General features: G+C 63.5%; 24 protein-coding genes. 8 read left to right on the top strand and 16 right to left on the bottom strand.

Translation table 11 applies throughout. The annotated features are described in order from the left end of the window. Positions 1 to 86 precede the first annotated feature (86 nt). The 4 genes from pstS to alr all read right to left on the bottom strand — a co-directional run bounded on the left by pstS (position 87) and on the right by alr (position 4,533). On the bottom strand, positions 87 to 1,121 hold the full coding sequence (gene pstS, locus AC56LW_RS15185; protein WP_332530030.1) for a phosphate ABC transporter substrate-binding protein PstS: 1,035 nt from the start codon (positions 1,119 to 1,121) through the stop codon (positions 87 to 89). Positions 1,122 to 1,623: 502 nt separating this feature from the next. Then, positions 1,624 to 1,944, bottom strand: coding sequence for a PilZ domain-containing protein (locus AC56LW_RS15180; protein ID WP_332530029.1), 321 nt, complete (start codon positions 1,942 to 1,944; stop codon positions 1,624 to 1,626). 93 nt (positions 1,945 to 2,037) lie between these two features. Beyond that, positions 2,038 to 3,414 (bottom strand): DNA repair protein RadA, encoded by a 1,377-nt coding sequence (radA, locus tag AC56LW_RS15175; protein WP_183551078.1) that lies wholly within the window; start codon positions 3,412 to 3,414, stop codon positions 2,038 to 2,040. Between the two features lie 12 nt (positions 3,415 to 3,426). After that, a complete protein-coding gene (gene alr, locus AC56LW_RS15170) occupies positions 3,427 to 4,533 on the bottom strand; it encodes an alanine racemase (RefSeq protein ID WP_332530028.1) in 1,107 nt (368 codons plus the stop codon). Between the two features lie 161 nt (positions 4,534 to 4,694). Here alr and lplT point away from each other — a divergent pair, with 161 nt between their 5' ends. Next, a complete protein-coding gene (lplT, locus tag AC56LW_RS15165; protein ID WP_499635658.1) occupies positions 4,695 to 5,954 on the top strand; it encodes a lysophospholipid transporter LplT in 1,260 nt (419 codons plus the stop codon). A 457-nt stretch (positions 5,955 to 6,411) separates the two neighbouring features. Here lplT and AC56LW_RS15160 read toward each other — a convergent pair whose 3' ends face one another. From AC56LW_RS15160 to tsaB, 4 genes are read right to left on the bottom strand one after another with little or no spacing between them, the layout of a single operon-like run. After that, positions 6,412 to 7,350 (bottom strand): DUF1853 family protein, encoded by a 939-nt coding sequence (locus tag AC56LW_RS15160; protein ID WP_499635655.1) that lies wholly within the window; start codon positions 7,348 to 7,350, stop codon positions 6,412 to 6,414. Next, positions 7,334 to 8,242: a uracil-DNA glycosylase gene (locus tag AC56LW_RS15155; protein ID WP_499635652.1), complete on the bottom strand. Its 909-nt coding sequence runs from the start codon at positions 8,240 to 8,242 to the stop codon at positions 7,334 to 7,336. Before AC56LW_RS15155 ends, AC56LW_RS15160 begins: the two co-directional genes overlap by 17 nt. After that, positions 8,239 to 8,706 carry a ribosomal protein S18-alanine N-acetyltransferase gene (rimI, locus tag AC56LW_RS15150; RefSeq protein WP_332530024.1) on the bottom strand — a complete coding sequence of 156 codons (468 nt, stop codon included), beginning with the start codon at positions 8,704 to 8,706 and terminating at the stop codon, positions 8,239 to 8,241. Before rimI ends, AC56LW_RS15155 begins: the two co-directional genes overlap by 4 nt. Next, complete coding sequence (tsaB, locus tag AC56LW_RS15145) at positions 8,703 to 9,410, bottom strand: tRNA (adenosine(37)-N6)-threonylcarbamoyltransferase complex dimerization subunit type 1 TsaB (RefSeq protein ID WP_499635649.1); 708 nt, start codon at positions 9,408 to 9,410, stop codon at positions 8,703 to 8,705. The genes rimI and tsaB overlap by 4 nt, the downstream gene beginning before the upstream one ends. 89 nt (positions 9,411 to 9,499) lie before the next feature. Between tsaB and AC56LW_RS15140 the strand changes: the two genes are divergently transcribed. After that, on the top strand, positions 9,500 to 9,925 hold the full coding sequence (locus AC56LW_RS15140; protein WP_499635885.1) for a thioredoxin family protein: 426 nt from the start codon (positions 9,500 to 9,502) through the stop codon (positions 9,923 to 9,925). Here AC56LW_RS15140 and AC56LW_RS15135 read toward each other — a convergent pair. Then, entirely contained in the window at positions 9,922 to 13,062 is a 3,141-nt protein-coding gene (locus AC56LW_RS15135) for an EAL domain-containing protein (protein ID WP_499635646.1), read from the bottom strand. The two genes, AC56LW_RS15140 and AC56LW_RS15135, sit on opposite strands and share 4 nt — an antisense overlap. A gap of 172 nt (positions 13,063 to 13,234) precedes the next feature. Between AC56LW_RS15135 and AC56LW_RS15130 the strand changes: the two genes are divergently transcribed. Continuing rightward, entirely contained in the window at positions 13,235 to 13,744 is a 510-nt protein-coding gene (locus AC56LW_RS15130; protein ID WP_332530021.1) for a DUF1993 domain-containing protein, read from the top strand. 19 nt (positions 13,745 to 13,763) lie between these two features. On the opposite strand, the gene AC56LW_RS15125 is transcribed toward AC56LW_RS15130, so the two are convergent. From AC56LW_RS15125 to AC56LW_RS15115, 3 genes are read right to left on the bottom strand one after another with little or no spacing between them, the layout of a single operon-like run. Continuing rightward, positions 13,764 to 14,009, bottom strand: a complete 246-nt coding sequence (locus AC56LW_RS15125) for a DUF1289 domain-containing protein (RefSeq protein ID WP_499501771.1) — start codon at positions 14,007 to 14,009, stop codon at positions 13,764 to 13,766. Next, complete coding sequence (locus AC56LW_RS15120; protein WP_499635642.1) at positions 13,993 to 14,559, bottom strand: DUF1415 domain-containing protein; 567 nt, start codon at positions 14,557 to 14,559, stop codon at positions 13,993 to 13,995. Before AC56LW_RS15120 ends, AC56LW_RS15125 begins: the two co-directional genes overlap by 17 nt. Continuing rightward, positions 14,528 to 14,824: a hypothetical protein gene (locus tag AC56LW_RS15115; protein WP_499635639.1), complete on the bottom strand. Its 297-nt coding sequence runs from the start codon at positions 14,822 to 14,824 to the stop codon at positions 14,528 to 14,530. The genes AC56LW_RS15120 and AC56LW_RS15115 overlap by 32 nt, the downstream gene beginning before the upstream one ends. An 80-nt stretch (positions 14,825 to 14,904) precedes the next feature. Between AC56LW_RS15115 and AC56LW_RS15110 the strand changes: the two genes are divergently transcribed. From AC56LW_RS15110 to selD, 3 genes are all read left to right on the top strand, one after another. After that, on the top strand, positions 14,905 to 16,227 hold the full coding sequence (locus tag AC56LW_RS15110; RefSeq protein WP_499635637.1) for a transglycosylase SLT domain-containing protein: 1,323 nt from the start codon (positions 14,905 to 14,907) through the stop codon (positions 16,225 to 16,227). A gap of 389 nt (positions 16,228 to 16,616) precedes the next feature. Further along, positions 16,617 to 18,170: a DEAD/DEAH box helicase gene (locus AC56LW_RS15105; RefSeq protein WP_343027716.1), complete on the top strand. Its 1,554-nt coding sequence runs from the start codon at positions 16,617 to 16,619 to the stop codon at positions 18,168 to 18,170. A 138-nt stretch (positions 18,171 to 18,308) separates the two neighbouring features. Beyond that, a complete protein-coding gene (gene selD, locus AC56LW_RS15100) occupies positions 18,309 to 19,364 on the top strand; it encodes a selenide, water dikinase SelD (RefSeq protein ID WP_332530017.1) in 1,056 nt (351 codons plus the stop codon). A gap of 9 nt (positions 19,365 to 19,373) precedes the next feature. Here the strand turns inward: selD and nhaR are convergent, their stop codons facing one another. Continuing rightward, positions 19,374 to 20,270, bottom strand: coding sequence for a transcriptional activator NhaR (gene nhaR / locus AC56LW_RS15095; protein WP_499635632.1), 897 nt, complete (start codon positions 20,268 to 20,270; stop codon positions 19,374 to 19,376). A 194-nt stretch (positions 20,271 to 20,464) separates the two neighbouring features. Here nhaR and AC56LW_RS15090 point away from each other — a divergent pair, with 194 nt between their 5' ends. Next, positions 20,465 to 21,427, top strand: coding sequence for a TerC family protein (locus AC56LW_RS15090; RefSeq protein WP_308638126.1), 963 nt, complete (start codon positions 20,465 to 20,467; stop codon positions 21,425 to 21,427). Positions 21,428 to 21,477: 50 nt separating this feature from the next. On the opposite strand, the gene AC56LW_RS15085 is transcribed toward AC56LW_RS15090, so the two are convergent. From AC56LW_RS15085 to egtD, 3 genes are read right to left on the bottom strand one after another with little or no spacing between them, the layout of a single operon-like run. Further along, entirely contained in the window at positions 21,478 to 22,419 is a 942-nt protein-coding gene (locus tag AC56LW_RS15085; RefSeq protein WP_183551034.1) for a YihY/virulence factor BrkB family protein, read from the bottom strand. Continuing rightward, a complete protein-coding gene (egtB, locus tag AC56LW_RS15080; RefSeq protein ID WP_499635629.1) occupies positions 22,416 to 23,642 on the bottom strand; it encodes an ergothioneine biosynthesis protein EgtB in 1,227 nt (408 codons plus the stop codon). Before egtB ends, AC56LW_RS15085 begins: the two co-directional genes overlap by 4 nt. Continuing rightward, positions 23,639 to 24,607, bottom strand: a complete 969-nt coding sequence (gene egtD, locus AC56LW_RS15075; RefSeq protein ID WP_499635627.1) for an L-histidine N(alpha)-methyltransferase — start codon at positions 24,605 to 24,607, stop codon at positions 23,639 to 23,641. Before egtD ends, egtB begins: the two co-directional genes overlap by 4 nt. Before the next feature lie 210 nt (positions 24,608 to 24,817). Between egtD and AC56LW_RS15070 the strand changes: the two genes are divergently transcribed. Then, positions 24,818 to 25,696: a putative selenate ABC transporter substrate-binding protein gene (locus tag AC56LW_RS15070; RefSeq protein ID WP_499635624.1), complete on the top strand. Its 879-nt coding sequence runs from the start codon at positions 24,818 to 24,820 to the stop codon at positions 25,694 to 25,696. Positions 25,697 to 25,700 lie beyond the last annotated feature (4 nt).

Genomic DNA, 25,700 nt, shown 5'->3' with positions numbered 1-25,700 from the left:
GACTCGTAATCAATATCGTTTTGTCAATATTGCTGGCATGCAGAAGGACCGGTCGGGCCGGTCCTTCGATGATGAAAACTAGTGGATTACCAGAGCGCCTTGCCGGTGGTGTCTTTCAGATTGGTGCGCCAGGCGTCCTGCACCAGCTTGATGACTGGCGCAGGCATTGGCACGTAGTCGAGTTCAGCAGCCGAGGCGGCGCCGTTCTTGTATGACCAGTCGAAGAACTTCAGCACTTCCTTGCCCTTGGCCGCGTCCTGGGCCTTGTGCACGAGGATGTACGACGCGCCCGTGACTGGCCAGCTGTCCTTGCCTGGCTGGTCGGTCAGGATGACCGCAAAGCCCGGGGTACCCGACCAGTTGGCGCCGGCAGCGGCGGCCTTGAAGGCGTCGTCGCTTGGTTGCAGGAACACGCCATCCTTGTTCTGGAGCTGGGTGTGCGACATCTTGTTCTTCTTGGCGTAGGCCCACTCGACGTAGCCGATGCCGCCCTTGATGCGCTGCACGTTGGCGGCCACGCCTTCGTTGCCCTTGCCGCCCACGCCCACTGCCCACTTGACGGTGGTGCCGGCGCCGACCTTGGTCTTCCACTCCGGGCTCGATTTCGACAGGAAATCGGTCCACAGGAACGAGGTGCCCGAGCTGTCGGCGCGGCGCACGACGGTGATCTCGGCGTCCGGCAATTTCACGCCAGGGTTCAGCGCGGCGATCTGCGGCGCGTTCCACTTGACGATCTTGCCCATGTAGATGTCGGCGATGACGGCGCCGCTCAGTTTCATCTGGCCCGGGGCGATGCCCGCCAGATTCACGATCGGCACGACGCCGCCCATCACGGCCGGGAACTGGAACAGGCCGGCGGCGTTGAGTTCAGCGGCTGCCAGTGGCATGTCGGACGCGCCGAAGTCGACGGTCTTGGCCTTGATCTGCTTGATGCCGGCGCCGGAACCGACCGACTGGTAGTTCAGGCCATTGCCCGATGCTGCCTTGTACAGCTCGGCCCATTTGGCGTAGATCGGATAAGGGAACGTCGCGCCTGCGCCGGTGATGTTGGCGGCCTGGGCGGTTGCGGTGAATGCCGAAGCGGCAACGGCGATCGAAACGAAGAGATGCTTCATGCGCATATCTGATCCTCTGAAAATAGAACGACGGGACGATCCCGCTGACGATGAAGCGCAGTCTAGCGGGCGAATATGACAAGTTCATGACATATTCTGAAATGTGACACGAACATGACACGGCCGCAAGCATGGCATTGCCGGTGGGGATGCGGCGCGCGGCTGGGCGTGCACCAATATTTTTCCACCTACGCCAACCTTGTAAATACCGTGTCAGCTGCTAACCTGAAGTGTCGTTTTCACATGGAGGGAATGCCCAACGGCGTTGATGATTGTATGCTGGACATGATGGTCATGGGGATCCTGGGCGGGCTGGCGGCACTGGTCGCGTTCGAGATCTACCAGGAAGTACGTGGCAGTGCCAGGGAACTCGAAGACCGCTATCACGAATAGCGACAAACCCGCTCAGCGGGTCAGACAGCAAGCGGCGAGGCCTCAGGGCGCTCGCCGCTTGTCGCATGGCGCGTAGATGTCAGCGTCGATGTCAGGGTCGCTGTCAGCATTACTGTCAGCGCAGGAAGCGCGCCAGCGCGGTCACGGCTGCCAGGTCAAGGCTCTGAAACTGAAACCCCACCTTGTACTCACCGCCGCTGAAAATGCAGTGCAGCGCTTTGGCACGGGTGTCGATCGTCGTGAAGCGACCGTCGATCATCAGGTCGAAACGCAGCTGGCTGGCGAGTCCGACCGGCATCGGGTCGGGGATGTTGACACTGATGCCGTTGGGGCTGACATCGACGCTCTTGCCGGTGAATGGCGCCCGACCGTCAATGGCCAGCAAGACTTTGGTACGCAATACTTTGCGCGGGGACTGCCTCTGCTCTTGTAACACGTGTTTCCCATGATGCCTGAAAAGAGACACTATTATAGGAACATCCACAGGATCCGGCACGACATTGTTGCGCCGTGCCGGTTTGCCATGCGCCTAGTCGAGTTCGCGCAATTTGTTGAACGCTTCTTCGATGCGTTCGACGGCGATGATCGTCATGCCCTCGATTTTCTGCTTCGGCGCATTCGCCTTCGGGATCACGGCAATCGAAAAGCCCAGCTTCGCCGCTTCACGCAGGCGTTCCTGGCCACGCGGCGCCGGCCGGATTTCACCGGCCAGGCCCACTTCGCCGAATACCACGAGCCCGCGCGGCAACGGTTTGCTGCGCATCGATGAATTGATCGCTAGGAGCACGGCCAGGTCGGCCGCCGGCTCCGTGATCTTGACGCCACCCACTGCGTTGATGAACACGTCCTGGTCGAATGCGGCGATGCCGGCATGGCGGTGCAGCACCGCCAGCAGCATCGCCAGGCGGTTCTGTTCGAGACCGACCGACAGGCGGCGCGCATTGGGCAGGTGGCTCGTGTCGACCAGCGCCTGGATCTCGACCAGCAGCGGGCGCGTGCCTTCCTGCGTGACCATGACGCAGGAGCCCGGCACCGGGGTGTCGTGCTGCGACAGGAACAGCGCGGACGGATTCGACACGCCTTTCAGGCCTTTTTCGGTCATCGCGAACACACCCAGCTCGTTGACGGCGCCGAAGCGGTTCTTGATCGCCCGCACGAGGCGGAAGCTCGACTGCGTGTCGCCCTCGAAATACAGCACCGTGTCGACGATGTGTTCGAGCACGCGCGGGCCGGCCAGCGCGCCCTCTTTCGTCACGTGGCCGACCAGGATGATCGTCACGCCGGTCTGCTTGGCCACGCGCGTCAGCTGGGCCGCGCATTCGCGCACCTGGGCCACCGAACCGGGCGCGGACGTCAGGGCATCCGAATACACGGTCTGGATCGAATCGATCACCGCCACTTCGGGCTTGAGGTCGGCGATCGTACCGAGGATTTTCTCGAGCTGGATCTCGGCCTGCAGTTTCAGGTCTTGCGCGTCGACCGCGAGCCGGCGCGCACGCAGCGCGATCTGGGCGCCGGATTCTTCACCGCTGACATATAACGTGGAGCGCGTTTTTGACAGGCTGGCCAGCGCCTGCAGCAGCAGCGTGGATTTGCCGATGCCCGGGTCGCCGCCAATCAGCACGACGCCACCGGCCACCAGGCCACCACCCAGCACGCGGTCGAATTCCTCGATGCCGGTGCCAAAGCGTGGCACGTCGATTGCCTCGATATCGGCCAGCGACAGCACCGGCGCGGTCTGCGCCAGCGCGCGGTGCGGGGTTTGGGACATGCGGTTCACGCCGGGCGCCTCGACGACGGTTTCAACCATCGTGTTCCAGGCCTTGCAGTCGGCGCACTGGCCCATCCAGCGGGTGGCGATTGCGCCGCATTCGGAGCAGGTGTAATTGGTTTTTGCTTTTGCCATGTTCTCTATCGGTTATCCATCGGTGCCCAGGCGGCCTTCGGCGATGCGCACGCGCGGCGCGACGGCGCACATCAGCTCGTAGCCGATCGTGCCGGCGGCCTGCGCGACGTCGTCGATCGGCAGGCCATCGCCCCACAGCGTGACTTTGCTGCCGATGCGCGCATTGGGTACGGGTGAGAGGTCGACCGTCATCATGTCCATCGAGACGCGGCCGATCAGCCCCGTGCGCACGCCATCGACGATCACCGGCGTGCCATGCGGCGCGCTGCGCGGGTAGCCGTCCGCATAGCCACAGGCGACGACGCCGATCGTCATCGGGCCGTCGGCCACGAAGCGGCTGCCGTAGCCGACCGTGTCGCCACGCTCGATGTGCTGGATGCCGATGATTTCCGAGCGCAGCGTCATGGTCGGGCGCAGGCCGAAATCGCTGGCGCTGCGGCCACCCGGCGTGCCGCCGTACAGCATGATGCCGGGACGGACCCAGTCGTTGGACAGGTGCTCTGCAAGCTCAGCCTGATGCAGCACGCCGCCCGAATTGGACAGGCTGCGCTCGCCGGGCAGGTCGCCGGCGCCGGTCTGGAAGCGGCGCACCTGTTCGGCGATCGTCAGCAACGGATGTTCGAGCTCGTCAGCGTTGGCAAAGTGCGTCATGTGCGTGATGTTGCGCACGTCGGGGATCGCGCGCAGCCGTTTGTAGGCGGCCGCGTATTCGTCCGGGCGCAGGCCCAGGCGGTTCATCCCCGTGTTCATTTTCAGGTAGACGTCGATCGGGCGGTAGAGCTGGGTGTATTCGAGCAGCTTGATCTGTTCGACCGAGTGCACGGCTGTGACGATATTGTGTTCGGCCAGCAGGGGCACGTCGGCTGCTTCGAAGAATCCCTCTAATAACAGGATCGGCTTGATCCAGCCGAGTTCGCGCAGGCGGATGGCGTTTTCGAGCTCGATCAGGGCCAGGCCGTCGGCCGTGGCGAAGCCGTGCATCGCGCGTTCCAGGCCGTGGCCGTAGGCATCGGCTTTGACGACCGCCCAGATCTTCGCCATAGGCGCGCAGGTGCGGGCCTGCGACAGATTGTGCTGCATCGAGTCGGGGTGAATGGTGGCAAAAAGTGGGCGCGGCATGGTCGGCGATCGGGATGAAACCGGTACGAAAAGTTGGAGTGGCTATTCTACCGGAGCAGGCCCGGGGGCGTTGCCGGGGCAGTCACGGTGCATCGTATTGGCTTCGCCACGCCAGCCATTCATGGTATAAAGCAACCCGGACCGAACTTTAGAATTTTAGAATGAACCGTGGTTTTTATACCATCATGGCGGCGCAGTTTTTCTCGTCGCTGGCAGATAACGCGCTCCTGTTTGTCGCGATCAGCCTGCTCGTCGCAATGGACGCCCCGGCATCGCTCACTCCGCTGCTGAAGCTGTCGTTCGTCCTGTTCTATGTATTGCTGGCCGCCTTCGTCGGCGCCTTCGCCGATGCGCTCAACAAGGGCCGCGTGATGTTCATCGCGAACATCATCAAGGTGTTCGGCTGCGCGCTGATGTTCTTCACGGTGCACCCACTGATTTCATACGCCGTCGTCGGCTTTGGCGCGGCCGTGTATTCGCCTGCCAAGTACGGCATCCTGACCGAACTGCTGCCACCGGAAAAACTGGTGCCGGCCAATGGCTGGATCGAAGGCCTGACGGTCATGTCGATCATCCTTGGCACGGTACTGGGCGGCACGCTGGTGAGCCCGCGCGGCTCGGGCTTCTTGCTCTCGTTCGACCTGCTGCCGAGCCTGGGCATCGACACGCCGGCCGAGGCCGCAATGGCCGTCGTCGTCGCAATCTATATCCTGGCCGCCATCTTCAACCTGCGCATCCCCGACACCGGCGCGCGCTACGAGCACCAGGAACGCAATCCGATCAAGCTCATCACCGACTTCGCCAATTGCTCGGCCACGCTGTGGCGTGACAAGCTGGGCCAGATTTCGCTGGCCGTGACAACGCTGTTCTGGGGCGCCGGCGCCACGCTGCAATTCATCGTGCTCAAGTGGGCCGAAGCATCGCTCGGGCTGCCGCTGGACCAGGCGACGAACCTGATCGGCGTGGTTGCGATCGGCGTCGCACTGGGCGCCGCCATGGCCGCCCGCATGATCCCGCTGCGCAAGTCGCTCACGGTGATCCCGATGGGCATCATCATGGGCCTGGTGGTGACCAGCATGGTGTTCGTGAAATCGGTCACGCTGGCCTACCCGCTGCTGGCCTTCATCGGCTTCCTGTCGGGCTTCTTCGTGGTCCCGATGAACGCGCTGCTGCAGCACCGCGGCCACGTCCTGATGAGCGCCGGCCATTCCATCGCGGTGCAGAACTTCAACGAGAACCTGTCGATCCTGACGATGCTCGCCGCCTACGCTGTGATGATCACGCTGAACCTCGACCTGAACATCATCATCGTCATCTTCGGCCTGTCCGTCGCCGGCATCATGCTGCTGATCCAACGCCGCCACCTGATGAACCAGCGCGAACACGACTCCCTCGGCCTGATCGGCGAAGGCAAACACTAAACTAGGGTCAGTGTCGAATTGTTTGACAACGTTTCGCCTGACCCCTTTCCGTGAAGCTTGCCCTGCCCGGCATATGCCGCAGGCAATAGCTCACCACAGCCACTCTGTCCCTACTTTCTCCGCATTCGCGAGAAATTGCTCAATAATTCGACTCTGACCCTAATTGTTTGGCGGGCCTGAACTTGCTGGCCGCTACGCATTTATCAGCGCTTTCCGAACCGATTCAGCCATCGGCTGAATTTGATGCTTGCAGACAAACTAAACGAATCCTGCAAGCAAAAAAATAATGAGGGTCAGAGTCGAATTGTTTGACAACTTTGGGGAATTGCCCATTAAATCTACTCTGACCCTACTTTGTTTGGCGAGCTGATCGGCGGGGTTCGAGGCAGGGTCGGGGGCTATTTATTGGGCAATTCGGGAAATTGCTCAATAAATCGACTCTGACCCTCATTGAGGATTAGGGGTGGGCGGTTTGGGCGCGGGTGCGCCAGTCGTTGGGGACGATGAAGCCGCGGTCGGCTTCTTCCAGTGCGTTGTCTTGTGGGCGGACGCGCGCGATCAGCGCCGGGGTGTTTGATATTGCGAAGCGGTCGGCCAGCTCGGCTGCCAGTTGTGCGCGGGTCATTGTCCAAGTCGGTGAAGCGATGCGCAGTGGCGCCAGCCATTCGAGTTTTGGCAGGATGACGTAGATGTCGTCGGGCAGATTGTCCAGCTCGCTCAGTGCGCACCAGAAGCCGCGGCAATGGCCTTGGGTGATGCCTTGCATTGCCGGCCAGCTGCCGGCGGGGTAGAACAGCCAGCCTTTGACCAAAGCGCCGGCTTTGTCGACGGGACGTGGCAATTGCGCTTGCGCGGCCGGGTGTTGGCCGAGTGCCAGCTGGCGTTCGAAGATCTTGCGCATCTTCAGGCCCAGCGTGTCGGCCAGGTTCGGGCCAACCAATGTGTCGAGGCCCCCTGCGCCGCCTTCGCCCTGCAGATAGAATTTGGTGGCGAACTCGATGTGTTCCAGCGCATCCGGGCCATTTTCGAGCAGGAAGTCGAATTCGCCGACCGTGTCGTTGCGGTTGGCGCGGATTTGCAGGCCGTGCGCCACCAGCCGGCCCTGCTGCGCGAAGTAGAACGCCATCAGCTTTTCGGCGTACAGCCCCAGTCGCGTGTACGGTTTCTCGCCGAGCGCGGCGTTCAGGTCTGCTGGGTCGGCATCCAAGTGCGCGAGCCAACTGGCGACCTCGTCCGTAACCGGGCCCAGCGTGGACACGCGCCCGGCCCATGCCGGTGCGGCGCCATCGAGCAGGTCGGGCGAATCGAGCAGCCAGGCCAGCGCGCGCACCGGTGGCAGCGTCAGGTGCCGCCAGCGCGCGTGGAACGCGGCCTGATAACTAGGTGCGGGGTGCAAGGGAACGCGCCCGGCACAGGTCGGCCCAGGCCAGCGCCTTGTCGGCGCCGCGCAGAAGCAATTCGCCTGGATGGAGGGTGGCGACCAGCGGCACTTCGCCCAGCGCATGCACCTGACCACGTACGCCGGCCAGCGGCTCGTTCAGCGCGCGGCCCAGCAGGCCGTTGGCGGCGACCTGCCCCATCGTCAGCACCGTCGTTGCGCCCGTCAGCGCCAGCTCGCGCTCCAGGAACGGCCGGCACGCCGTGATTTCGTCAGGCGTCGGCGCGCGCTCGCCGCCCCTGGCGTTGACCGGGCGGCACTTCACCAGCGGCGTGACATACGCATCGCGCTCGCGCGACAGGCCGACCGCGTGCAACATATTGTCCAGCAGCTTGCCCGGATCACCCGTCAGCGGCTGGCCCGCCTGCTCGTCGAGCGCGCTTGGCGTGCCGGCGGCGATCAGCCAGACCGCCTGGCGCGGCCCGCTGCCATACACGGGCTTGCGCCCTTCTCCGCATGCGCAGTCCTTGCAGCCGGCAATCGCCTGGCGCAAGCCCGCCCAGTCGAGCGTCGACACGTCGGGGGCGGCCGGGGCGGCGTCACTGCCGTCGTCCCACGCAGCGTCAGTGGCGACGGGCGGCGGATTGCGATATGGCGGCGCCGACAGCGGCGTCATCCCGCGCGCGAGCGGAGCAGGATCGGGGACCGGCACCGGTGCAGAAGCCGGAACAACCGCCGGCGCAGAAGCAGACGCCACCGCCGGCGCAGTGTCGCCAGCGGTATCAACATCGCTGGCGACAACATCGTCACCAGCAGCATCCGCGGAAGGCGCAGCCGTCCGCAACTGCCACAACGGCCCGATCCCCATCTCGTTCAGGAACAGCGCATCGCGCCCGCTCACGGTCTTCATAAATCCAGCCTCATCACGATGGCATCTTCACGGCCCGCGGCGCCGGCCGGATAATAGCCCTTGCGGCGCCCGATATGGACATAGCCATGGCGCCGGTACACGTCCAGCGCGCGCTCGTTCGACGGCCGCACCTCGAGCAGGATCGACGTCATGCCCTGACTGCGCGCGCGCGCCGCGAGCACGGCCAGCAAGCGCCGGCCCAGTCCCTGGCGCTGGCGACTCGCCGCCACGGCGACGTCGAGCAGGTGCGCTTCGTCCAGTGCGTACATCAACAGGTAGTAGCCTGCCAGCGCACCCGCGCCATCGCGCACGGTCCAGCAATCGTAGCCGCTGTTGAGCGAGTCGATGAAGTTCCCGCGACTCCAGGGAAACGGAAACACGCTCGCCTCCAGCGCGCACACCTCGCCCACATCGGCCGCGGTCATCGGCGCCAGTTGCAAGCCAAGATCTTGCAGGTCGCTCATGCGGCGGCCTTGGCGGCATTGATCACCAGGCGCTCGGCCGTGGTGAACGCGATCTTGTTGCGCAGGTAAATCGGCTGCGCGTGCGCCGCCGGCACGCCCTCGCCGGCCGCCAGTGCGTCAACGGCAAGCAGGGCCATCTCGCGCGCATGCGGCACGATGTCCGCCATGGCGCCGGCAGCACATGCCTGCCCGGCGAACGCGTCGGCATACGCCTCGAAGCCGTTGCCGCATGCCTGCAGACCAGCCACGGCCTGCGGCGCCACGGCCTGCGGCGCGCTCAGCGTGGGCGCCACGACTTCGCGCCATGCGCCATCGAAGCGGTACTGCGCCCAATAGACTTCGCCCATGCGCGCGTCGAGCACGGTCAATACTTCAGTCGCGCCGCAGCGCGCCCGGCAGCTTTCAGCCATCGCTGCCAGCGTCACCATCGGCAGCACCGGCAGATTGGCGCCGTACGCCAATCCCTGCGCGACGCCGCAGGCAGTACGCACACCGGTGAACGAGCCGGGACCGGCCCCGAAGGCAATGGCATCGCAGTCCGCCAGCGCAATGCCGGCTTCGCGCAGCAGTTCCTGCACCATCGGCAGGATCGATTGCGAGTGGCTGCGCACGCCGGCCGTGGCACGGGAAATGACGGCGTCGTTGACCAGGAGCGCGCAAGACGCCAGCTCGGCCGAGGTTTCAATGGCAAGAATGGTAGGCATCCCGTATTTTAACCGCTTGGCCGGGCGCCATCCATGCCAGCCGGCCTTCACCCCCACATTGCAGCGCAACACGGAGTAAAATGCGCTCCATGCATAGCCTGACCCTCGATTCCTCGACCCTCGACGCCGCTGTCGCCGCCGTCCATGACGACGCCTGGACGGTCGCCTGCCTGTGCGCCGCCTGGTGCGGCACCTGCGCGACCTACCGCGCCACGTTCGAGAACCTGGCCGCGCGCCACCCGGACAAGCACTTCATCTGGATCGACATCGAAGACCAGGCCGCCCTGGTCGGCGACCTTGATGTCGACAACTTCCCGACGCTGCTGGTGCAGCGCGGCGACACTGTAGCGTTTTTCGGCACAATGGTGCCCGATGGTGGCGTGGCCGATCGGCTGATCCAGGCCCAGGCCGAAATCGCGCCGGCCGAACTGGCGCGCCTGGCCCAATCGAGCGCTGAGCGCCGCGAATGGCAGCGCGACTGCAATCTGCGGCTGCTGCTGGGCGGCGCGGACTAACCCTGCCCGCCCCAGCGCGCCAGAATCTCGCCTGCCGCCACCGGCTTCCCATACAGATACCCCTGCGCCAGATTGCACCCGTGGCGCAGCAAAAACGCCGCCTGATCCGCACGCTCGACACCCTCGGCAATCACCGACAGGTTCATGCTCTTGCCAAGCTGGATGATGGCAACCGCGATGGCCTCGTCGTCCGGCCCCTGCGAGATATCCTTGATGAAGCTGCGGTCGATCTTGAGCGTCTGCACCGGCAACTGCTTCAGGTAGGCCAGCGATGAATAGCCGGTGCCGAAATCGTCGATCGCCAGCCCCACGCCGATCGCGTGCAGGTCCTTCACGTACTGCAGCGCGTCGCCCGTGTTCATGATGATCGACTCGGTCACTTCCAGCTGCAGGCGGTGCGGCGCGAGGCCGGTCGATTCCAGCACCTCGGTCACGATCGCCGCCATGCCGCCGCGCTCGAACTGGCGCACCGACAGGTTCACGGCGATCTTCGGCATGCTCAAGCCCTGCGCTTCCCACGCCACCATCTGGCGACAGGCTTCCTGCAGCACCCACTGGCCAAGCTGGCCGATAAAACCGGTGTCTTCGGCCAGCGGGATGAACTGGCACGGGCCGATCTGACCCAGCTCGGCACTGTGCCAGCGCACCAGCGCTTCCACGCCGGTCAGGCGGCCAGTGTCCATCTCGACCTGCGGCTGGTACGCCAGATAGATCTCGTTCTTGTCGATCGCGCGGCGCAGCAGGCCTTCCATGCGCAGGCGTTCGACGCCGTCGCCGCTCATCGACGCTGCATAGAACTGGTAGCCGTTGCGCCCGCGCGCCTTGGCCTGGTACATCGCCACGTCGGCGTTGCGGATCAACATGTGCATGTCCTGCGCATCCTGCGGATACAGGCTGATGCCGACGCTGCCGGTGACGAACAGCTCGTAGCCGGACACCATGAACGGCTGCTCGAACATCGCAATCAGCTTGGCCGCCACGCGGGTCGCGCCGGCGACGCCGCCGATATCCTCCAGCAGCACGATGAATTCGTCGCCACCCAGGCGCGCCAGCGTGTCGCCTTCACGCAGGCACCGGGCCAGCGCGAAGGCGGCCTGCTTGAGCAGTTCGTCGCCGACGTGGTGCCCCAGTGTGTCGTTGACGTTCTTGAAGCGATCGAGGTCGATGAACAGCACCGCGAGCTGCTGGCCGTCGCGCTGCGCGCGCGTCATCGCGTGGCGCAGGCGGTCGTGGTACAGCAGGCGGTTGGGCAGCGTGGTCAGGGGATCGTGGTGTGCCAGGTGGTCGAGCTGATTCTGCGATTCGCGCGCGCGGGTGATGTCGCTGAAGACCGACACATAATGCGTGACCGCGCCGGCGTCGCCCTGCACCGCCGTGACGGTCAGTGACTCCAGATACGCTTCGCCATCCCGGCGCGTATCCCAGATCTCGCCGCGCCAGAAGCCCGTCTCGTCCAGCTCGCGCCACAGCTTGTGATAGAAGGCGTCGTCCTGGAGCCGGCCGCGCATCATGCTCGACTCGCGCCCCACCGCCTCTTCTTCGCTGTAGCCGGTGATGCAGGTGAAAGCCGGGTTGATGGCGACGATCCGGCCCGTCACGTCCAGCACCATCACGCCATCGGCGATGTGTTCGAGCACCGTGGCCGACAGGCGCAGCTTTTCTTCGGCCAGCTTGCGTTCGGTGATGTCGGCGAACACCCAGATGCTGCCTTCGTCCGGGTACGCCGGGTCGAGCGCCGAGCCGCTCACCAGACACCAGAACAGGCTTCCGTCGCGATGGCGAAGCTGGTGTTCCTCGCCCAGGTCCATGCGCCGCGCCAGCAGCGGGTATTGCGTCATGGCGGTCTGCTCGTAATCCTCCCGCGTGGGGTACAGGATCTCGGTCGACTGGCCGACCATCTGGCCCTCGTCGTAGCCGAACAGCGTTTCGCCGCGCCGGTTGCTCGAAACGATGCGGCGCTGGCGCACGAACAGCACGCCGAACATCACGTTGTCGAGGATCGCGCCCTGTTCGGTGAGCAGGGCCTCGATGCGCATCTCGTTGTGCTTGCGCTCACTGATATCCGAGATGATGCCGTCGATCCGCACCGCGCCGTCCAGCGCAGCCGCGCCCGACAATCCCTGCGGCTGGCCGCTTTCCTGCACCCAGCGCTCCACGCCGTGGGCATCGATAATCCGGTATTCCATCTGATACGCGTCACCGACGCGCGCGGCGTGGCGCACCGTGTGGCTGTACCGGCGCCGGTCTTCCGGATGCACGATATCGCTCCAGTCGTCGGTCGTGGCGCGCATCAGGCGCTCTGCCGAGTGGCCGGTGATGTCTTCGATCGCATCGCTCACGAATTCGATGGCCCCGCCGGCGCGCACGCGAAACACGGCGCCGGGGACCTGGTTCACGATGCTGCGAAACTGTTCTTCACGCCGCGCGATGTCGGCGAACAGATCGCGAATGGCCAGGCGCATGCGCTCCATCTGCCGGCCCAGGCGCCCCAGTTCGTCGGCCGCCGACAGCGCGAGCGGCGTATCGAAGTCGGCGCGCGCCAGCCGGTCGGAAAACCGCATCAGGCTGCGCAGCGGCGAGAGCAACCGGCGCCGCAACAGCAGCGCGATCAGCAGCAGCGAAACGGCGACCTGCCCGACAACGACCAGCGCATAATTGCGCTGCTTGCGGCGCAGTTCCTGGCGGCTGAGGTAGTCGTCCATCTCGAGACGCACGGTGCCGATCGTCTCGCCGCGCATCACGACCGGCCGTTCGGCGCTGAGCACCTGGCCCAGCGGCCGCGCGGGCGAGCGTACCCGCAGCGCGACCTCGCCTTCCGGGCCATGCAGCTCGACCATGACGACGGCCGGGTCGCGCAGCATCGCATCGAGCAGCGGCCGCGCCGTTTCCGGATCCAGATTCCAGAGCGGCTCCTGCACGCCGAGCGCGAGGATCTCTGCATTGCGCTGCAGGGATTCGTCGAGCGCCGCGGCAACCGCCGCGCGCTCCTGGACCCCGATCAGAAGATAACTGCCCACCGCGGCCGGTCCCGCCAGTCCGACGAACACCACCAGTAACAAGGCGCGGTACAACGAGCGGCCATACAGGCTGCCCAGACGCGACAGGATGGTGGGGGTGGTGGATGACGATGTGGACATGGACGTTGGCGCCGCCGGCGCTGGTTTTACTGATTTGATGTAAAAAACGCGATTATGCGCCGTCGCTTGCTAAGCGTCACTAGCTAACGGCCCATAACTACTGGTCGGCAACGCGCGACCAGACTTGCTATGATGGATTGTCATGAACGCGTTTCTAATCAAGGAGAATCTGATGAGTCATTCCCTGTACGCCGCTTCGGTGCCAGTGTTTCGCCAATTGCTCGACGCCCTGGCCGGCGTGCTCGAAAAAGCCGAGGCCCATGCGCTGGAGCGGCGCATCGAACCGGATGCCCTGTTACAAGCCCGCCTGTTCCCCGACATGTTCCCGCTGGCGCGCCAGATCCAGCTCGCCACCGATTTCGCCAAGGGCGCCGGGGCGCGCCTGGCCGGCATCGAGTCGCCACGCTACGAAGATGGCGAGCGCACCTTCACCGAACTGCAGCAGCGCATCACACGCACGGTCGGTTTCCTGGACAGCCTGGAACAAGCCGACATCGACGCCGGTGCAACCCGCCCGATCACCCATGGCAGCGGCGAACGCGCACGCCATTTCGACACCGGCGCGGTCTACCTGACCCACTTCGCGATGCCGCAGTTTGGCTTCCACGTGACGACCGCGTACGCGATCCTGCGCCACAACGGTGTGCCGATCGGCAAGCGCGACTTTATCGGCAGCTATTAATAACGCTAACTAACAGCGGTCACTTGTTCCGGCGCGGGTAACCCTGCGCCAGGATGCGCTGCCAGACGAGCTCCTTGGCATCGGCGCTCATCGACACCCAGTGAGCAACCTCGGCCACAGTGCGGCCGCAGCCGCGGCAGACTTCGTCGAACGTGGTCGAGCATACCGCCACGCACGGCGTGTCCGGCCGACCGGCCGGGGTTCCGGGTGTTACCGGCGTCACCCGTGCGGGGCTGGCCCCGCCCGCTTCACGCTGGTCCGACATGGAGTTTGTCCCAACCGTCGTGTCCCAGCTGTTCCATCGTCTCGATATTCTTTTCGAAGATATCTTCCGCCTGCGGGAAGGCTTCCACGGCGCGCTCGATGCTCTCTTCGCGCAGCAAGTGCAGGATCGGGTATGGCGCGCGGTTCGTGTAATTCGAGATATCGTTGATGTCGGTGTCGGCGAACTGATATAAAGGATGGAAGCTGGCCACCTGCAGCTCACCATCGAGCTGCATGTCCTCGAGCGCGGCATCGGCCACGTCCAGGAACTCGTTGTAATCCTCGAAATCACCCAGCACGAACGGGTGAATGATCAGCGTGGTGTCGATCTTCGCAGCATCGGTATCGGACAGGTGCTGCAGCTCGTCCATCAGGGTTTCAAGCAATTGCTCGGGCGTGGTGGCGGTGGCAACGACATAGCGCACCTGCTCCTTGACATACACGGCCTTGGCAAACGGGCACAGATTCAGGCCGATCACCGCGCGTTCAAGCCAGTTGCGGGTCGCCCCGATGATGGCATCATCGTCGGCGTTGAGGTTGGGAGTGCTCATAGAAGGCTTTCAATAGCAATGCAGACTGCAAAAGCGGGATTGTACGCACTCTTTGCGTGTGCTCATAGATCGGCTCAGCTCCACGGGTAACGTTTGCCGGACGCCGTCGTATGCGCAGTGGATAGCGGCGCCAAATCCCGCTGCTGCTGACTAAAAATACCGGCGGTTCATTAATTTCGATGATCCTGATTGCATCTTCTGTTTTCATGATGTCAACGCGCGCGATTCTAGAGAGCATTTTTATTGTAACGAAGGCGTCATACATCTTGACTCGCTCGACAATCCCTTCGTACACTGCCTCCTGGTCCTCGGTCCGTTCGTTCCCGAACGCAACATTGGAAAGCTATGCACAACACGAAACGTCCTACCTTCGCACTGGCTGCATTGGCCTTCCTGGCCGCGTCACCCCTCAGTTTTGCCATGGACGCAGCCTCACTGCCTACCGTCCAGTCTGCCGCAGTCGGCAACCGCACCGCCGCAGCACCGTCGCAAGTCCAGACCAAACTCGATGAATACCGCGAAACCGACGTGTGGGGCCGCATTCGCAGCGGCTACGCGATTCCCGATCTGAACAACGCGCTCGTCACCCGTCATACCCAGGCCTACGCCAATCATCCCGCCACGCTGTCCCGCATCTCCGGCCGCGCTTCCCCTTACCTGTACCACGTGGTGTCCGAGCTCGAAAAGCGCGGCATGCCCACCGAACTGGCGCTGCTGCCGGTGATCGAATCGGCCTTCAACCCGCAAGCCATGTCGAGCGCCAACGCCGCCGGCCTGTGGCAGTTCGTGCCGGGTACGGGCAAGGATTTCGACCTCAAGCAGAACATGTTCAAGGACGAGCGCCGTGGCGTCGTGGCCTCCACCGATGCAGCGCTGAGCTATCTGCAGCGCCTGTACACGATGTTCGGCGACTGGCCGCTGGCCCTGGCTGCGTATAACTGGGGCGAAGGCAATGTGCAGCGCGCCATCAAGAAAAACCAGGCCGCAGGCAAGCCAACCGATTTCGAAAGCCTGGCCGACCTGATGCCGGCCGAAACACGCAACTACGTGCCAAAGCTGCAGGCAGTCAAGAACGTGATCGCCAATCCGGGCAACTATGGCGTCGTGCTGCCAGCGATCGACAACCAGCCCTACTTCACCACGGTCGACAAGACCAGTGACATCGATCTGGCAGTCGCCGCCCAGCTGGCCGAAATGTCGCTCGACGAATTCAAGGCGCTCAATCCGCAGTTCAAGAAGCCGGTCATCATCGGCGGCGCCCAGACCCAGATCCTGCTGCCGAAAGAAAACGCCGAGAAATTCCACCTGAACCTCGCGCAATGGGGTCAGGCGCTGTCCACCTGGACCACGCACAAGATCACCGGTGCGCGCGTAAGCATCGCTTCGCTTGCCTCCAAGTTCGGCACCACGCCGGAAGTCATCCGCCAGGCCAACAACATCCCGGCGCAGTCGCTCCTGAAAGTGGGTTCGACGATCCTGGTGCCGAAAATCTCGACCTCGAGCCACAGCGACATCGCCGAGAACATCATCGACAATGCCGTCGTGGCGTTCGAAGCCGACCGTGGTATCGTCAAGCGCGCCACCAGCCGCTTCAAGACCAAGGCCGGCGTGAGCAAGGACAGCAAGCGCATTTCCCGCAATACGTCGTCCAAGCGCAAGCAGCGCTGATCTCTGGCCAGCATCCCCGCCACGGGGGTGCTGGCAGTCGTTCCGCACGCAGCCAGTTATACGATTTTCAAAGGGTCCGTGCACGAAGGCCGAAAAACCTGTATAGTTCGGTTTGTGCACTGCGACATCGCGCCCTGTTCTGAAAACATTCAGGTCAGGCAGCAGCAAGGCAGTCATCCAAGCAGCACCGCAAACCCCAGGCAGCTCATTAGAGCGCCTTTCTAAAGCCCTCCCGCCCTGTGTGTCGCTTTCAGACACCGTCCCGGCGCAAAGCTTTTGTGCCGAAATTTCTTTCATTCTGAGTCATTTCGTTTGTTGGTTCGCGTTGCATTTTTTCGTTCGCGCCATCCGTGCGAGCGTATTTGATTTATTCCGAAAGTACAGATCACATGAGTTTTGAAGCCCTAGGCCTCCACGCGTCCCTCGTCCAGGCTGTTGCCGATACCGGTTACACCACCCCTACGCCAGTCCAGGCGCAAGCCATTCCTGCCGCCATCGCCGGCCGTGACCTGCTGGTCTCGTCGCAAACCGGTTCGGGCAAGACTGCCGCCTTCATGCTGCCAGCACTGAACAAGCTGGCCAACGCCGAAGAAACGCCAGCCGGCAAGACCGCTGCGCAAGAAGCGCAGGCTGCCCGCGCCAAAGGCGAGCGCGTCCGTTTCAAGGCTGCCCAGCCAAAAATGCTGGTGCTGACCCCAACCCGCGAACTGGCCCTGCAAGTCTCGGCTGCAACCGAACAGTACACGGCGCACATGCGCCGCCTGCGCTGCGTCTCGATCCTGGGCGGCATGCCATACCCGAAACAGATGCAACTGCTGGCCAAGAACCCTGAAATCCTGGTTGCTACCCCAGGCCGTCTGATCGACCACATGGAGTCGGGCAAGATCGACTTCTCGCAGCTCGAGATCCTCGTGCTCGACGAAGCCGACCGCATGCTGGACATGGGCTTCATCGACGACATCGAGAAAATCGTTGCCGCGACCCCGTCGGCGCGTCAAACCATGCTGTTCTCGGCCACGCTGGATGGCGTCGTCGGCAACATGGCACGCCGCATCACCACCGATCCGATGACGATCCAGATCGCCAGCGCGACCAACCGCCACGAGAACATCTCGCAGCGCGTCCACTTCGTCGACGACCTGTCGCACAAGAATCGCCTGCTGGACCACCTGCTGCGCGACGAATCGATGGACCAGGCCGTGGTCTTCACCGCCACCAAGCGTGACGCCGACACGATCGCCGACCGCCTGAACATCGCCGGTTTCGCTGCTGCCGCATTGCATGGCGACATGCACCAGGGCGCGCGTAACCGCACGCTGGACAGCATGCGTCGTGGCAGCATCAAGGTGCTGGTCGCGACCGACGTCGCCGCACGCGGCATCGACGTGCCGAGCATCACGCACGTCGTCAACTACGACCTGCCGAAGTTCCCGGAAGACTACGTCCACCGCATCGGCCGTACCGGTCGTGCAGGCCGTAACGGTGTCGCCGTGTCGCTGGTGAACCACGCTGAAAGCATGAACGTGCGCCGCATCGAGCGCTTCACGCGCCAGCCGATCCCGGTCGCTGTCGTCGAAGGTTTCGAGCCAAAGCGCGCTGCAGCACCGGCCCGCGCCGGCTGGAAGCCAGGCGATGGCCGCAGCCCATCGGCCAAGCCGGCATCGCGCGGTTTCTCGAAGCCATCCGGCGCCCGTGAAGGCTACGCCGATCGCGCTGCCAGCGGTTCCCGTGGCGCCCCGTCGGAAAGCCGTTACGCTGACCGTGGTCCGCGTGAAGCCGGTCCGGCACGCGCACCAGGCGCCGCACCACGTGCGCCAAGCGCGCCACGTGACGGCAACCGTTTCAGCGCCCCGCGTGAAGGCCAGCCGGCCCGTCGCGAAGGTGGCTACAAGGGTGCCCACCCACGTTCGGCCGACGGCGTACGTCGTTCGTTCGGTGAGTAATCACCCTGCGTGAATCAAGAAACGGCTGCTTCGGCAGCCGTTTTTTTATGGGCGCCACCTCCATTCCTGGCACCCTGCCTGGCACGTCCACGCCACATGGTGGATAATCCAAGACGATCAACGATTACCGGACATCCCATGAGCACCAGCGACCAACCCATCAAACTCACCTCGTTCTCGCACGGCGGCGGCTGCGGCTGCAAGATCGCGCCCGGCGTGCTGGCCGAGATCCTGAAGTCGTCGCATGGCTTCCCCGTGCCGAAGGAACTGATGGTTGGCATCGAGACGGCCGACGATGCCGCGGTCTATAAGCTCAACGATGAACAGGCCCTGATCGCCACCACCGACTTCTTCATGCCGATCGTCGACGACCCGTTCGACTTCGGCCGCATCGCCGCCACCAATGCGATTTCGGACGTGTATGCGATGGGCGGCACGCCGATCATGGCGCTGGCGCTGGTCGGCATGCCGATCAACAAGCTGCCGCTCGACACGATCGGACAAATCCTGCGCGGCGGCGAGTCCATTTGCGCCGAAGCGGGCATTCCGATTGCCGGCGGCCACACGATCGATTCGGTCGAGCCAATCTATGGCCTGGTGGTACTGGGCCTCGTGCATCCGTCGAAAGTCAAACGCAATGCCGACGCCCGCGATGGCGATGTGCTCATCCTCGGCAAGCCGCTGGGCGTGGGCGTGCTCTCGGCCGCGCTCAAGAAAGACAAGCTGGGCGCCGACGGCTACGCGGCCATGATCGCCAACACGACCAAACTGAACAAACCCGGACGCCTGCTGGCCGACATGCCGGGCGTGCACGCGCTGACCGACGTCACCGGCTTTGGCCTCCTCGGGCACCTGCTCGAACTGTCGCGCGGCGCGAAGCTGCATGCCACGCTGGACATGCCGAATATCCCGCTGCTGCCGGGCGTCCTGCAACTGGCGCAGGATGGCTACTTCACGGGCGCATCGGGCCGCAACTGGGAAGCGTATGGCAAGGACGTGCAGCTCGATGCGGCGATCCTGCCCGAGCAGCGCGCGCTGCTGACCGATCCGCAGACCTCGGGCGGCTTGCTGGTGGCCTGCGACCCTGCGGCTGCCGACGAGGTGCTGGCGCTGTTTGCACGCGAAGGCTTTGCCGACGCCGCGATCATCGGCCGCATGGCTGCCGGCACGCCCGGCGTGAGCGTCAAGCCATAACGGCAGGTATCAAACGAACAGCTTGTCGCGCGCCAGCGTACTGATCGCCACCGTCGCCGGATGACTCATCCGGCGCTCGGTGGTGATTGCATACACCTGCTCCACCACCCCATCGATCTGGCCCAGCGCCACTACCTGGTATTGCTGGCTCACCTGCGCCGCAATCACGGTCGGCACGAAGAACACCCCGGCCCCTGACTGGCCGAACGCATTCATCATCGCGCTGTCGTCGAATTCGCCGACGATGTGCGGATGGACCTCGGCCTGCTCCAGCCAGCGCAACAGGCGCTGGTGGATCGCAAAATCCTCTCCCGGCAACAGCATTGGCGCATTGTGCAGGCAGGCCGGAAACGGCTGATCGAACGTCGCCGCCAGCGCCTGCGTGCACAGCGCCGTCATCGGACTCTGGCCGAGCAAGTGGTTGTACGCGCGTACGCTGAAATGTCCGGGAATCGGCCGGTCGGCAATGACCAGGTCAAGCCGGTGCACGGCGAGGTCACCGATCAGGCTATCCAGCCGCCCTTCGCGGCAGATCAGCCGCACCGGTTCCTTCAGTCTCAACGCCGGCTCCACCAGCTGGCAGGCAATGAGCTTCGACACCGAATCGGCGCAGCCAATACGGAACGACATCGTGGCGAAGCTTTTATCACGCACCAGTTCGAGCAATTCGTCGCCAGTGCTGAAGATCGTTTCGGCATAGCTGACGATGCGGCGGCCCGTGTCAGTCAGCTCGAGGCTGCGGCCCGACTTGCGAAACAGCGCCACGCCCAATGCATCGGCGAATTCGGACAATTGCCCTGAAATCGAATGGGGCGTCAGGTTCAGCTGCGAGGCTGCCTTGGCGATGCTGCCGGTCTTGGCCACCATCCAGAAGTAACGCAGATGCTTGTAGTTCAGCGCAGACATTCACTCTCCAATACATCGTTAAATTCGATGTTATATGAAATTATATTCGATTTGTACGATGCTTCGTGCTCCCTTATAGTCAAGTCCTCACCACAAACTATAGGTGCCATACCAATGACACATCCTGTCCACCATTCCTGCGCACGGGCGCAGGACAACCGGCTGCACGAGCTGCGCCATGAAGGGAGCAACCAATGAACGGTCTGGAAACAATTGCAAGCCCCATGATGTGGGCTGGCTTCGTCGGCTTCGTGCTGGTGATGCTGGCGCTCGACCTGTTCGTCTTTGGCGGTAACAAAGCGCACAAGGTCAGTGTCAAGGAAGCGGGTATCTGGTCGCTGGTCTGGGTCAGCATGGCCCTGCTGTTCAATGCCGGCCTCTGGTGGTATTTGAAAGGCAGCGTCGGCTCGGAAATCGCTGACCAGAAAGCGCTGGAGTTCTTCTCCGGTTACCTGATCGAGAAAGCCCTGTCGGTCGATAACGTGTTCGTGTTCCTGCTGATCTTTACCGCATTCCAGGTGCCGCAGCAGTACCAGCGTCGCGTCCTGATTTACGGTGTGCTCGGTGCGATCATCATGCGCGCCATCATGATCAGCGCCGGTGCGTGGGTCGTGAGTGAATTCAGCTGGGTGCTGTACCTGTTCGGTGCGTTCCTGCTGTTCACCGGTATCCGCATGCTGGTGGCCGTCGATGCCGAACCGGACGTGGTCAACAACCCGATCCTGAAGTTCGCCCGCAGGCACCTGAAAGTGTCCGAAGGCGACCACGGCGAGAAGTTCTTCGTGCGAATCAACGGTGTGCGCTTTGTCACCCCGCTGTTCCTGGTGCTGATCCTGATCGAAGTGACCGATCTGGTGTTCGCAGTCGACTCGATCCCGGCCATCTTCGCGATCACGACCGATCCGTTCATCGTGTTCACGTCGAACATGTTTGCGATCCTGGGTCTGCGTGCACTGTACTTCCTGCTGGTCGACGTGGCTGACCGCTTCCACCTGCTCAAGTATGGCCTGGCGATGGTCCTGACCTTCATCGGTGTCAAGATGCTGATCATGCCGTGGTACCACGTGCCAGTGCAGGCTTCGCTGACCGTCGTGGCTGTGCTGATCGCCGGTAGCTGTATCGCCAGCGTGTTCATCACCAAGAAGGACGACAAATAAGCTAGTCGTTAGCCCGTAGCGCCCCCAACGGCGCCAGCAGCACCCGGAACTTACCGGGCTGCGTCTGGCGCCGTTGTCATTGGGTCTTGCGCCGCATCGTCGGGCACCAGGCCAACCCGCTCGTACTCCGCGATCACCTGCGCGCCCAGGAGCAGCAGCGTGGCTGCAATCTCGAGCGAAAACATGACGACAATGGCCGTCGTCATCGAGCCATACACCAGGTTCACCTGCGACAGCGTCGAGAAATACCAGACCAGAATGTGGCGCGCCGCTTCCCACAGCAGCGCCGCCGTCACGCCACCGATGGCGGCGTGCCATATCGACAGCCGCCCCACCGGCATCACCAGGTAGATCGACGTGAGCACGAGAATCTCGCCGATCAGCCCCAGCAGATACAGCAGCGCACCCGACACGCCATTCAGCGACCATTCATAGTTGAACAGCCACACGCTTTCGCGCCCCATGACCTGCAGCGCGCCCGCCACGAGCGTGACGACCATGATGCCGACGCCCAGCGCCAGGATGTAGCAATACGGCAGCACGGCCGACACCAGGTAATGCCGGCGCCGGATCGCCACGCGGTGCACGAAAATCACGCTCATCGCGTTTTCCAGCACCGTGAAAGCAAGCGAACTGAAGAACAGCATCGTCACCGCCAGCACCCAGGTGATGAGTTGGCGGTCGTCCAGAAAGTGCGCCACCTCGGCCACGATCGGCGCCGACTGCCCCGGCACCAGCAGTTGCAGGTAGCGGCTGAGCGTTTCCAGCAATTCGGTTGGGTTGATGAAATGCGACAGCACCACCATCACCAGCATCAAAAACGGCACGATCGACAGCAGCGCGTAATAGGCCACGGCGCCCGCCAGCAGCAAGCCCTGGTTGGCGCGGAACCCTTTCAGGACTTGCAGCGTGAACTTGAGCGGATGATTCAGGATATAGACATTGGCGCGCTGATCCTTCAGGCGCGCCGTCCAGTCACGCCGACGACTCATCGGGCGAGGCGAATGCCGGAAAATTGCCAGCGCGCGCCTGTCGGGAAGAAGTTGCGGTAGCTGGGCCGGGCGTGGCCGCCCGGCGTGGCGCACGACGAGCCGCGCAAGACATACTGGTTGATCATGAACTTGCCGTTGTATTCGCCGATGGCGCCCGGTGCCGGTGCGAAGCCGGGATACGGTGCATAGCTGCTGCTGGTCCATTGCCAGCAGGCGCCGAACATCTGTTGCAGGCCGGCGCCGCTGGCGGCGTCCGGGTGATGCGCCGGGCCGCTGCCCAGGCACGCCTGACGCGCCGCGAATTCCCATTCGAACTCGGTCGGCAGGCGCGCGCCCGACCAGCGCGCGAACGCATCCGCCTCGTACATCGAGACGTGCGTAACCGGCAGCTCGGGATCGAGCGGTTGCAGGCCGTGCAGCGTGAATTCGTGCCAGCCATCGGCCTCTTCTACCCAGTACAGCGGCTGGGTGATCTCGCCACTGTTGACGCGGTCCCAGCCTTCGGCCAGCCACAGTGCCGGATCGCGGTAACCGCCCGCCTCGATGAACGCGCGGTATTCGCCGTTGGTGACCAGGCGCGAGGCCAGTGCGAACGGCGCCACGTAGGTGCGGTGGCGTGGCAATTCGTTGTCGAAGCAAAAGCCCTTGCCGCCATAGCCAGCTTCGGCCAGGCCGCCTTCGAAATCGAGCCAGACCAGTGGCTCGGCCGGTGCGGACGGCGCCATGGCGTCGGTCGCATACGCCGGGTACAGCGGATTCTGCGCCAGCAAATGCTTGACGTCGGTGAGCATCAGTTCCTGGTGCTGCTGTTCGTGCTGCAGGCCCAGCTCGATCAGCGTGGCCAGCGTCTCGTCGATGCCGCCCGCCAGCAAATCGGCGATGCGGCGGTCGACGTTCGCGCGGTATTCCCGAACGACGCTCATGCCCGGGCGCGTCAGGAGCCCGCGCTGGGCGCGCGGATGCTTGTTGCCCACGCCGTTGTAGTACGAGTTGAAGAACACCCGGAACGCCGGATGAAACGGCGCGAAATTCGCTTCGCGCGGTTCGAGGATGAAGGTTTCAAAAAACCACGTCGTGTGCGCCAGGTGCCATTTCATCGGGCTCGCGTCAGGCATCGACTGCGCGACGCAGTCTTCGTCGGACAAGCCCTCGGCCAGCTGCAGCGAACGGGTACGTACCTGCGCAAAAGCGCGTGGCAAGCTGTCATCGCGCATCATGTTCATGATGCGATCGCCTGGGCGTGAATGACGGCAAACCAGCGCTGCGGATCGGTCCAGACGCGCGTGGCCTCAAAACCCGACCGCTCGAGCAGCCCGATCGCGTCGGCCTGCTGGTATTTGTAGCTGTTCTCGGTGTGGATGCGTTCGCCCGCTTCGAAACGGCGCTCGCCACCGCGCCAGTGCACGGTCTGCGCCGTACGCGCCTCCAGGTGCATCTCGATGCGGCCCATGGCCGCGTTGTAGGCGCCCCGGTGCTGCCAGCCCCTGATGTCGAAGTTGGCGTCGATCAGGCGGTTCACGTGGCGCAGCAGGTTCAGGTTGAAGGCCGAGGTGACGCCCAGCGCGTCATCGTACGCGGCGTCGAGCGTGGCAGCATCCTTGGCCAGGTCGATGCCGATCAGTACGCCGCCATCGTTGCCGCACTGTGCACGCAGACGCGTCAGAAAACCCTGCGCTTCGTCCGGCGTGAAGTTGCCGATCGACGAGCCCGGATAAAAGAACAGGCGCCGGCCGGTATTGACCTGCGGCGGCAATTCGAAGCTCGATGAGAAATCCATCCCCAGCGCTTCCATCGCGATCTGCGGGAACCGCTGGCGCAGGCGCGCCAGGGCGTCGTGCACGAAGTCGGTGGAAATGTCGATGGCCACGTACTGCGCCGGCTGCAACAGCGGGAACAGCGCCGCCGCCTTGGCGCAGTTGCCGGCGCCGAGGTCGATCAGGGTGGCGCCGGTGCCCGCGGAACGGGCGATTTCGGCGCCATAGCGCTCAAAGATCGACGCTTCGGTGCGTGTCGGGTAGTACTCTGGCAGTTCGCAGATCGCTTCGAATAACTTCGAGCCAAGTGCGTCATACAGGTATTTGGGGGAGATCCAGGCGGCTGGCGCCTGCAGACCGGTGTGCAGTTCGTCGGCTTCGTGCGCGCTGTGACGGGGCGCCGCGACGTCTTCGGGTGTACAGGATGTCAGCATAGGGTTTATCATTCGTGCCGCCACGACGCACCATGCGAGATGGCCTGTGAGTTTTGCTTCGCGTAGTTCTGGTATTTCTTTATTTATTTCTCTGTGTATTGCTGTTTTAGCTATCATAGCGGATTCCTCGGATTCGCCTAGTCTGCCTCACGCCAAGCGTGCTGCCCCTCGGGTCAGCCTCGTTTCATTACTTTTTAGACAAGAGCCACCATGACCCTGTCCTTCCGCCGCAACGTTCTCAAAACCCTGTGCGCCGCCGCTGCCGGCACGATGCTGATCGCGGGCGCCGCCCACGCACAGAGCAACGGCGTGCTGCGCGTTTCGGCCATCCCCGACGAATCGCCGACCGAACTGCAGCGCAAGTTCAAGCCGCTGGGCGACTACCTGGCCAAGGCCACGGGTCTGAAGGTGGAGTTCACCCCGGTGACCGACTACGCTGCTTCGGTGGAAGGCCTCGTCAACCGCAAGATCGACATGGTCTGGTTCGGCGGCTTTACCTTTGTCCAGGCGAACGTGCGCAGCAAAGGCCAGGTCACCCCGCTGGTGCAGCGCGTGGAAGATGAAAAATTCCGCTCGGTCTTCATCACCACCGTACCGACCATCACCAAGCTGGAAGACCTGAAGGGCAAGACGCTGGCCTTCGGTTCGGAATCGTCGACCTCGGGCCACCTGATGCCGCGCTCGTTCCTGCTGCAAGCCAAGATCAATCCGGACACCGACCTGAAGCGCATCGCGTTCTCGGGCGCGCATGACGCCACCGTGGCTGCTGTTGCCGGCGGCAAGGTCGATGCGGGCGCGCTGAACATCTCGGTCTGGGAAAAACTGGTCGAGGCGAAAAAGGTCGATCCGAAGCAGGTGCGCGTGTTCTACACGACGCCTGGCTACTTCGACTACAACTGGACCGTGCGCACCGACATGGACCCGGCGCTGAAAAAGAAAATCACCGACGCCTTCCTGGCGCTGGACGATTCGACCCCACAGGGCAAGGAAATCCTCGAACTGCAACGCGCTACCAAGTTCGTGACCACCAAGACCGCCAACTATGGCGCGATCGAAGCAGCGGCGAAAAACGCCGGCCTGCTGAAGTAATCGC

It is taken from the genome of Telluria sp. LT2P80 (assembly GCF_059685955.1).
The sequence above is the reverse complement of the archived record's forward strand: the minus strand, read 5'-3'. Positions and strand labels throughout refer to the sequence as shown.

What these genes read in the sequence shown, in the direction of transcription:
- pstS (WP_332530030.1), bottom strand. Translation starts at nt 1,121, where the DNA reads ATGCGCATGAAGCATCTCTTCGTTTCGATCGCCGTTGCCGCTTCGGCA.
- radA (WP_183551078.1), bottom strand. Translation starts at nt 3,414, where the DNA reads ATGGCAAAAGCAAAAACCAATTACACCTGCTCCGAATGCGGCGCAATC.
- alr (WP_332530028.1), bottom strand. Translation starts at nt 4,533, where the DNA reads ATGCCGCGCCCACTTTTTGCCACCATTCACCCCGACTCGATGCAGCAC.
- lplT (WP_499635658.1), top strand. Translation starts at nt 4,695, where the DNA reads ATGAACCGTGGTTTTTATACCATCATGGCGGCGCAGTTTTTCTCGTCG.
- AC56LW_RS15155 (WP_499635652.1), bottom strand. Translation starts at nt 8,242, where the DNA reads ATGAAGACCGTGAGCGGGCGCGATGCGCTGTTCCTGAACGAGATGGGG.
- rimI (WP_332530024.1), bottom strand. Translation starts at nt 8,706, where the DNA reads ATGAGCGACCTGCAAGATCTTGGCTTGCAACTGGCGCCGATGACCGCG.
- tsaB (WP_499635649.1), bottom strand. Translation starts at nt 9,410, where the DNA reads ATGCCTACCATTCTTGCCATTGAAACCTCGGCCGAGCTGGCGTCTTGC.
- AC56LW_RS15140 (WP_499635885.1), top strand. Translation starts at nt 9,500, where the DNA reads ATGCATAGCCTGACCCTCGATTCCTCGACCCTCGACGCCGCTGTCGCC.
- AC56LW_RS15135 (WP_499635646.1), bottom strand. Translation starts at nt 13,062, where the DNA reads ATGTCCACATCGTCATCCACCACCCCCACCATCCTGTCGCGTCTGGGC.
- AC56LW_RS15130 (WP_332530021.1), top strand. Translation starts at nt 13,235, where the DNA reads ATGAGTCATTCCCTGTACGCCGCTTCGGTGCCAGTGTTTCGCCAATTG.
- AC56LW_RS15125 (WP_499501771.1), bottom strand. Translation starts at nt 14,009, where the DNA reads ATGTCGGACCAGCGTGAAGCGGGCGGGGCCAGCCCCGCACGGGTGACG.
- AC56LW_RS15120 (WP_499635642.1), bottom strand. Translation starts at nt 14,559, where the DNA reads ATGAGCACTCCCAACCTCAACGCCGACGATGATGCCATCATCGGGGCG.
- AC56LW_RS15115 (WP_499635639.1), bottom strand. Translation starts at nt 14,824, where the DNA reads ATGTATGACGCCTTCGTTACAATAAAAATGCTCTCTAGAATCGCGCGC.
- AC56LW_RS15110 (WP_499635637.1), top strand. Translation starts at nt 14,905, where the DNA reads ATGCACAACACGAAACGTCCTACCTTCGCACTGGCTGCATTGGCCTTC.
- AC56LW_RS15105 (WP_343027716.1), top strand. Translation starts at nt 16,617, where the DNA reads ATGAGTTTTGAAGCCCTAGGCCTCCACGCGTCCCTCGTCCAGGCTGTT.
- selD (WP_332530017.1), top strand. Translation starts at nt 18,309, where the DNA reads ATGAGCACCAGCGACCAACCCATCAAACTCACCTCGTTCTCGCACGGC.
- nhaR (WP_499635632.1), bottom strand. Translation starts at nt 20,270, where the DNA reads ATGTCTGCGCTGAACTACAAGCATCTGCGTTACTTCTGGATGGTGGCC.
- AC56LW_RS15090 (WP_308638126.1), top strand. Translation starts at nt 20,465, where the DNA reads ATGAACGGTCTGGAAACAATTGCAAGCCCCATGATGTGGGCTGGCTTC.
- AC56LW_RS15085 (WP_183551034.1), bottom strand. Translation starts at nt 22,419, where the DNA reads ATGAGTCGTCGGCGTGACTGGACGGCGCGCCTGAAGGATCAGCGCGCC.
- egtB (WP_499635629.1), bottom strand. Translation starts at nt 23,642, where the DNA reads ATGAACATGATGCGCGATGACAGCTTGCCACGCGCTTTTGCGCAGGTA.
- egtD (WP_499635627.1), bottom strand. Translation starts at nt 24,607, where the DNA reads ATGCTGACATCCTGTACACCCGAAGACGTCGCGGCGCCCCGTCACAGC.
- AC56LW_RS15070 (WP_499635624.1), top strand. Translation starts at nt 24,818, where the DNA reads ATGACCCTGTCCTTCCGCCGCAACGTTCTCAAAACCCTGTGCGCCGCC.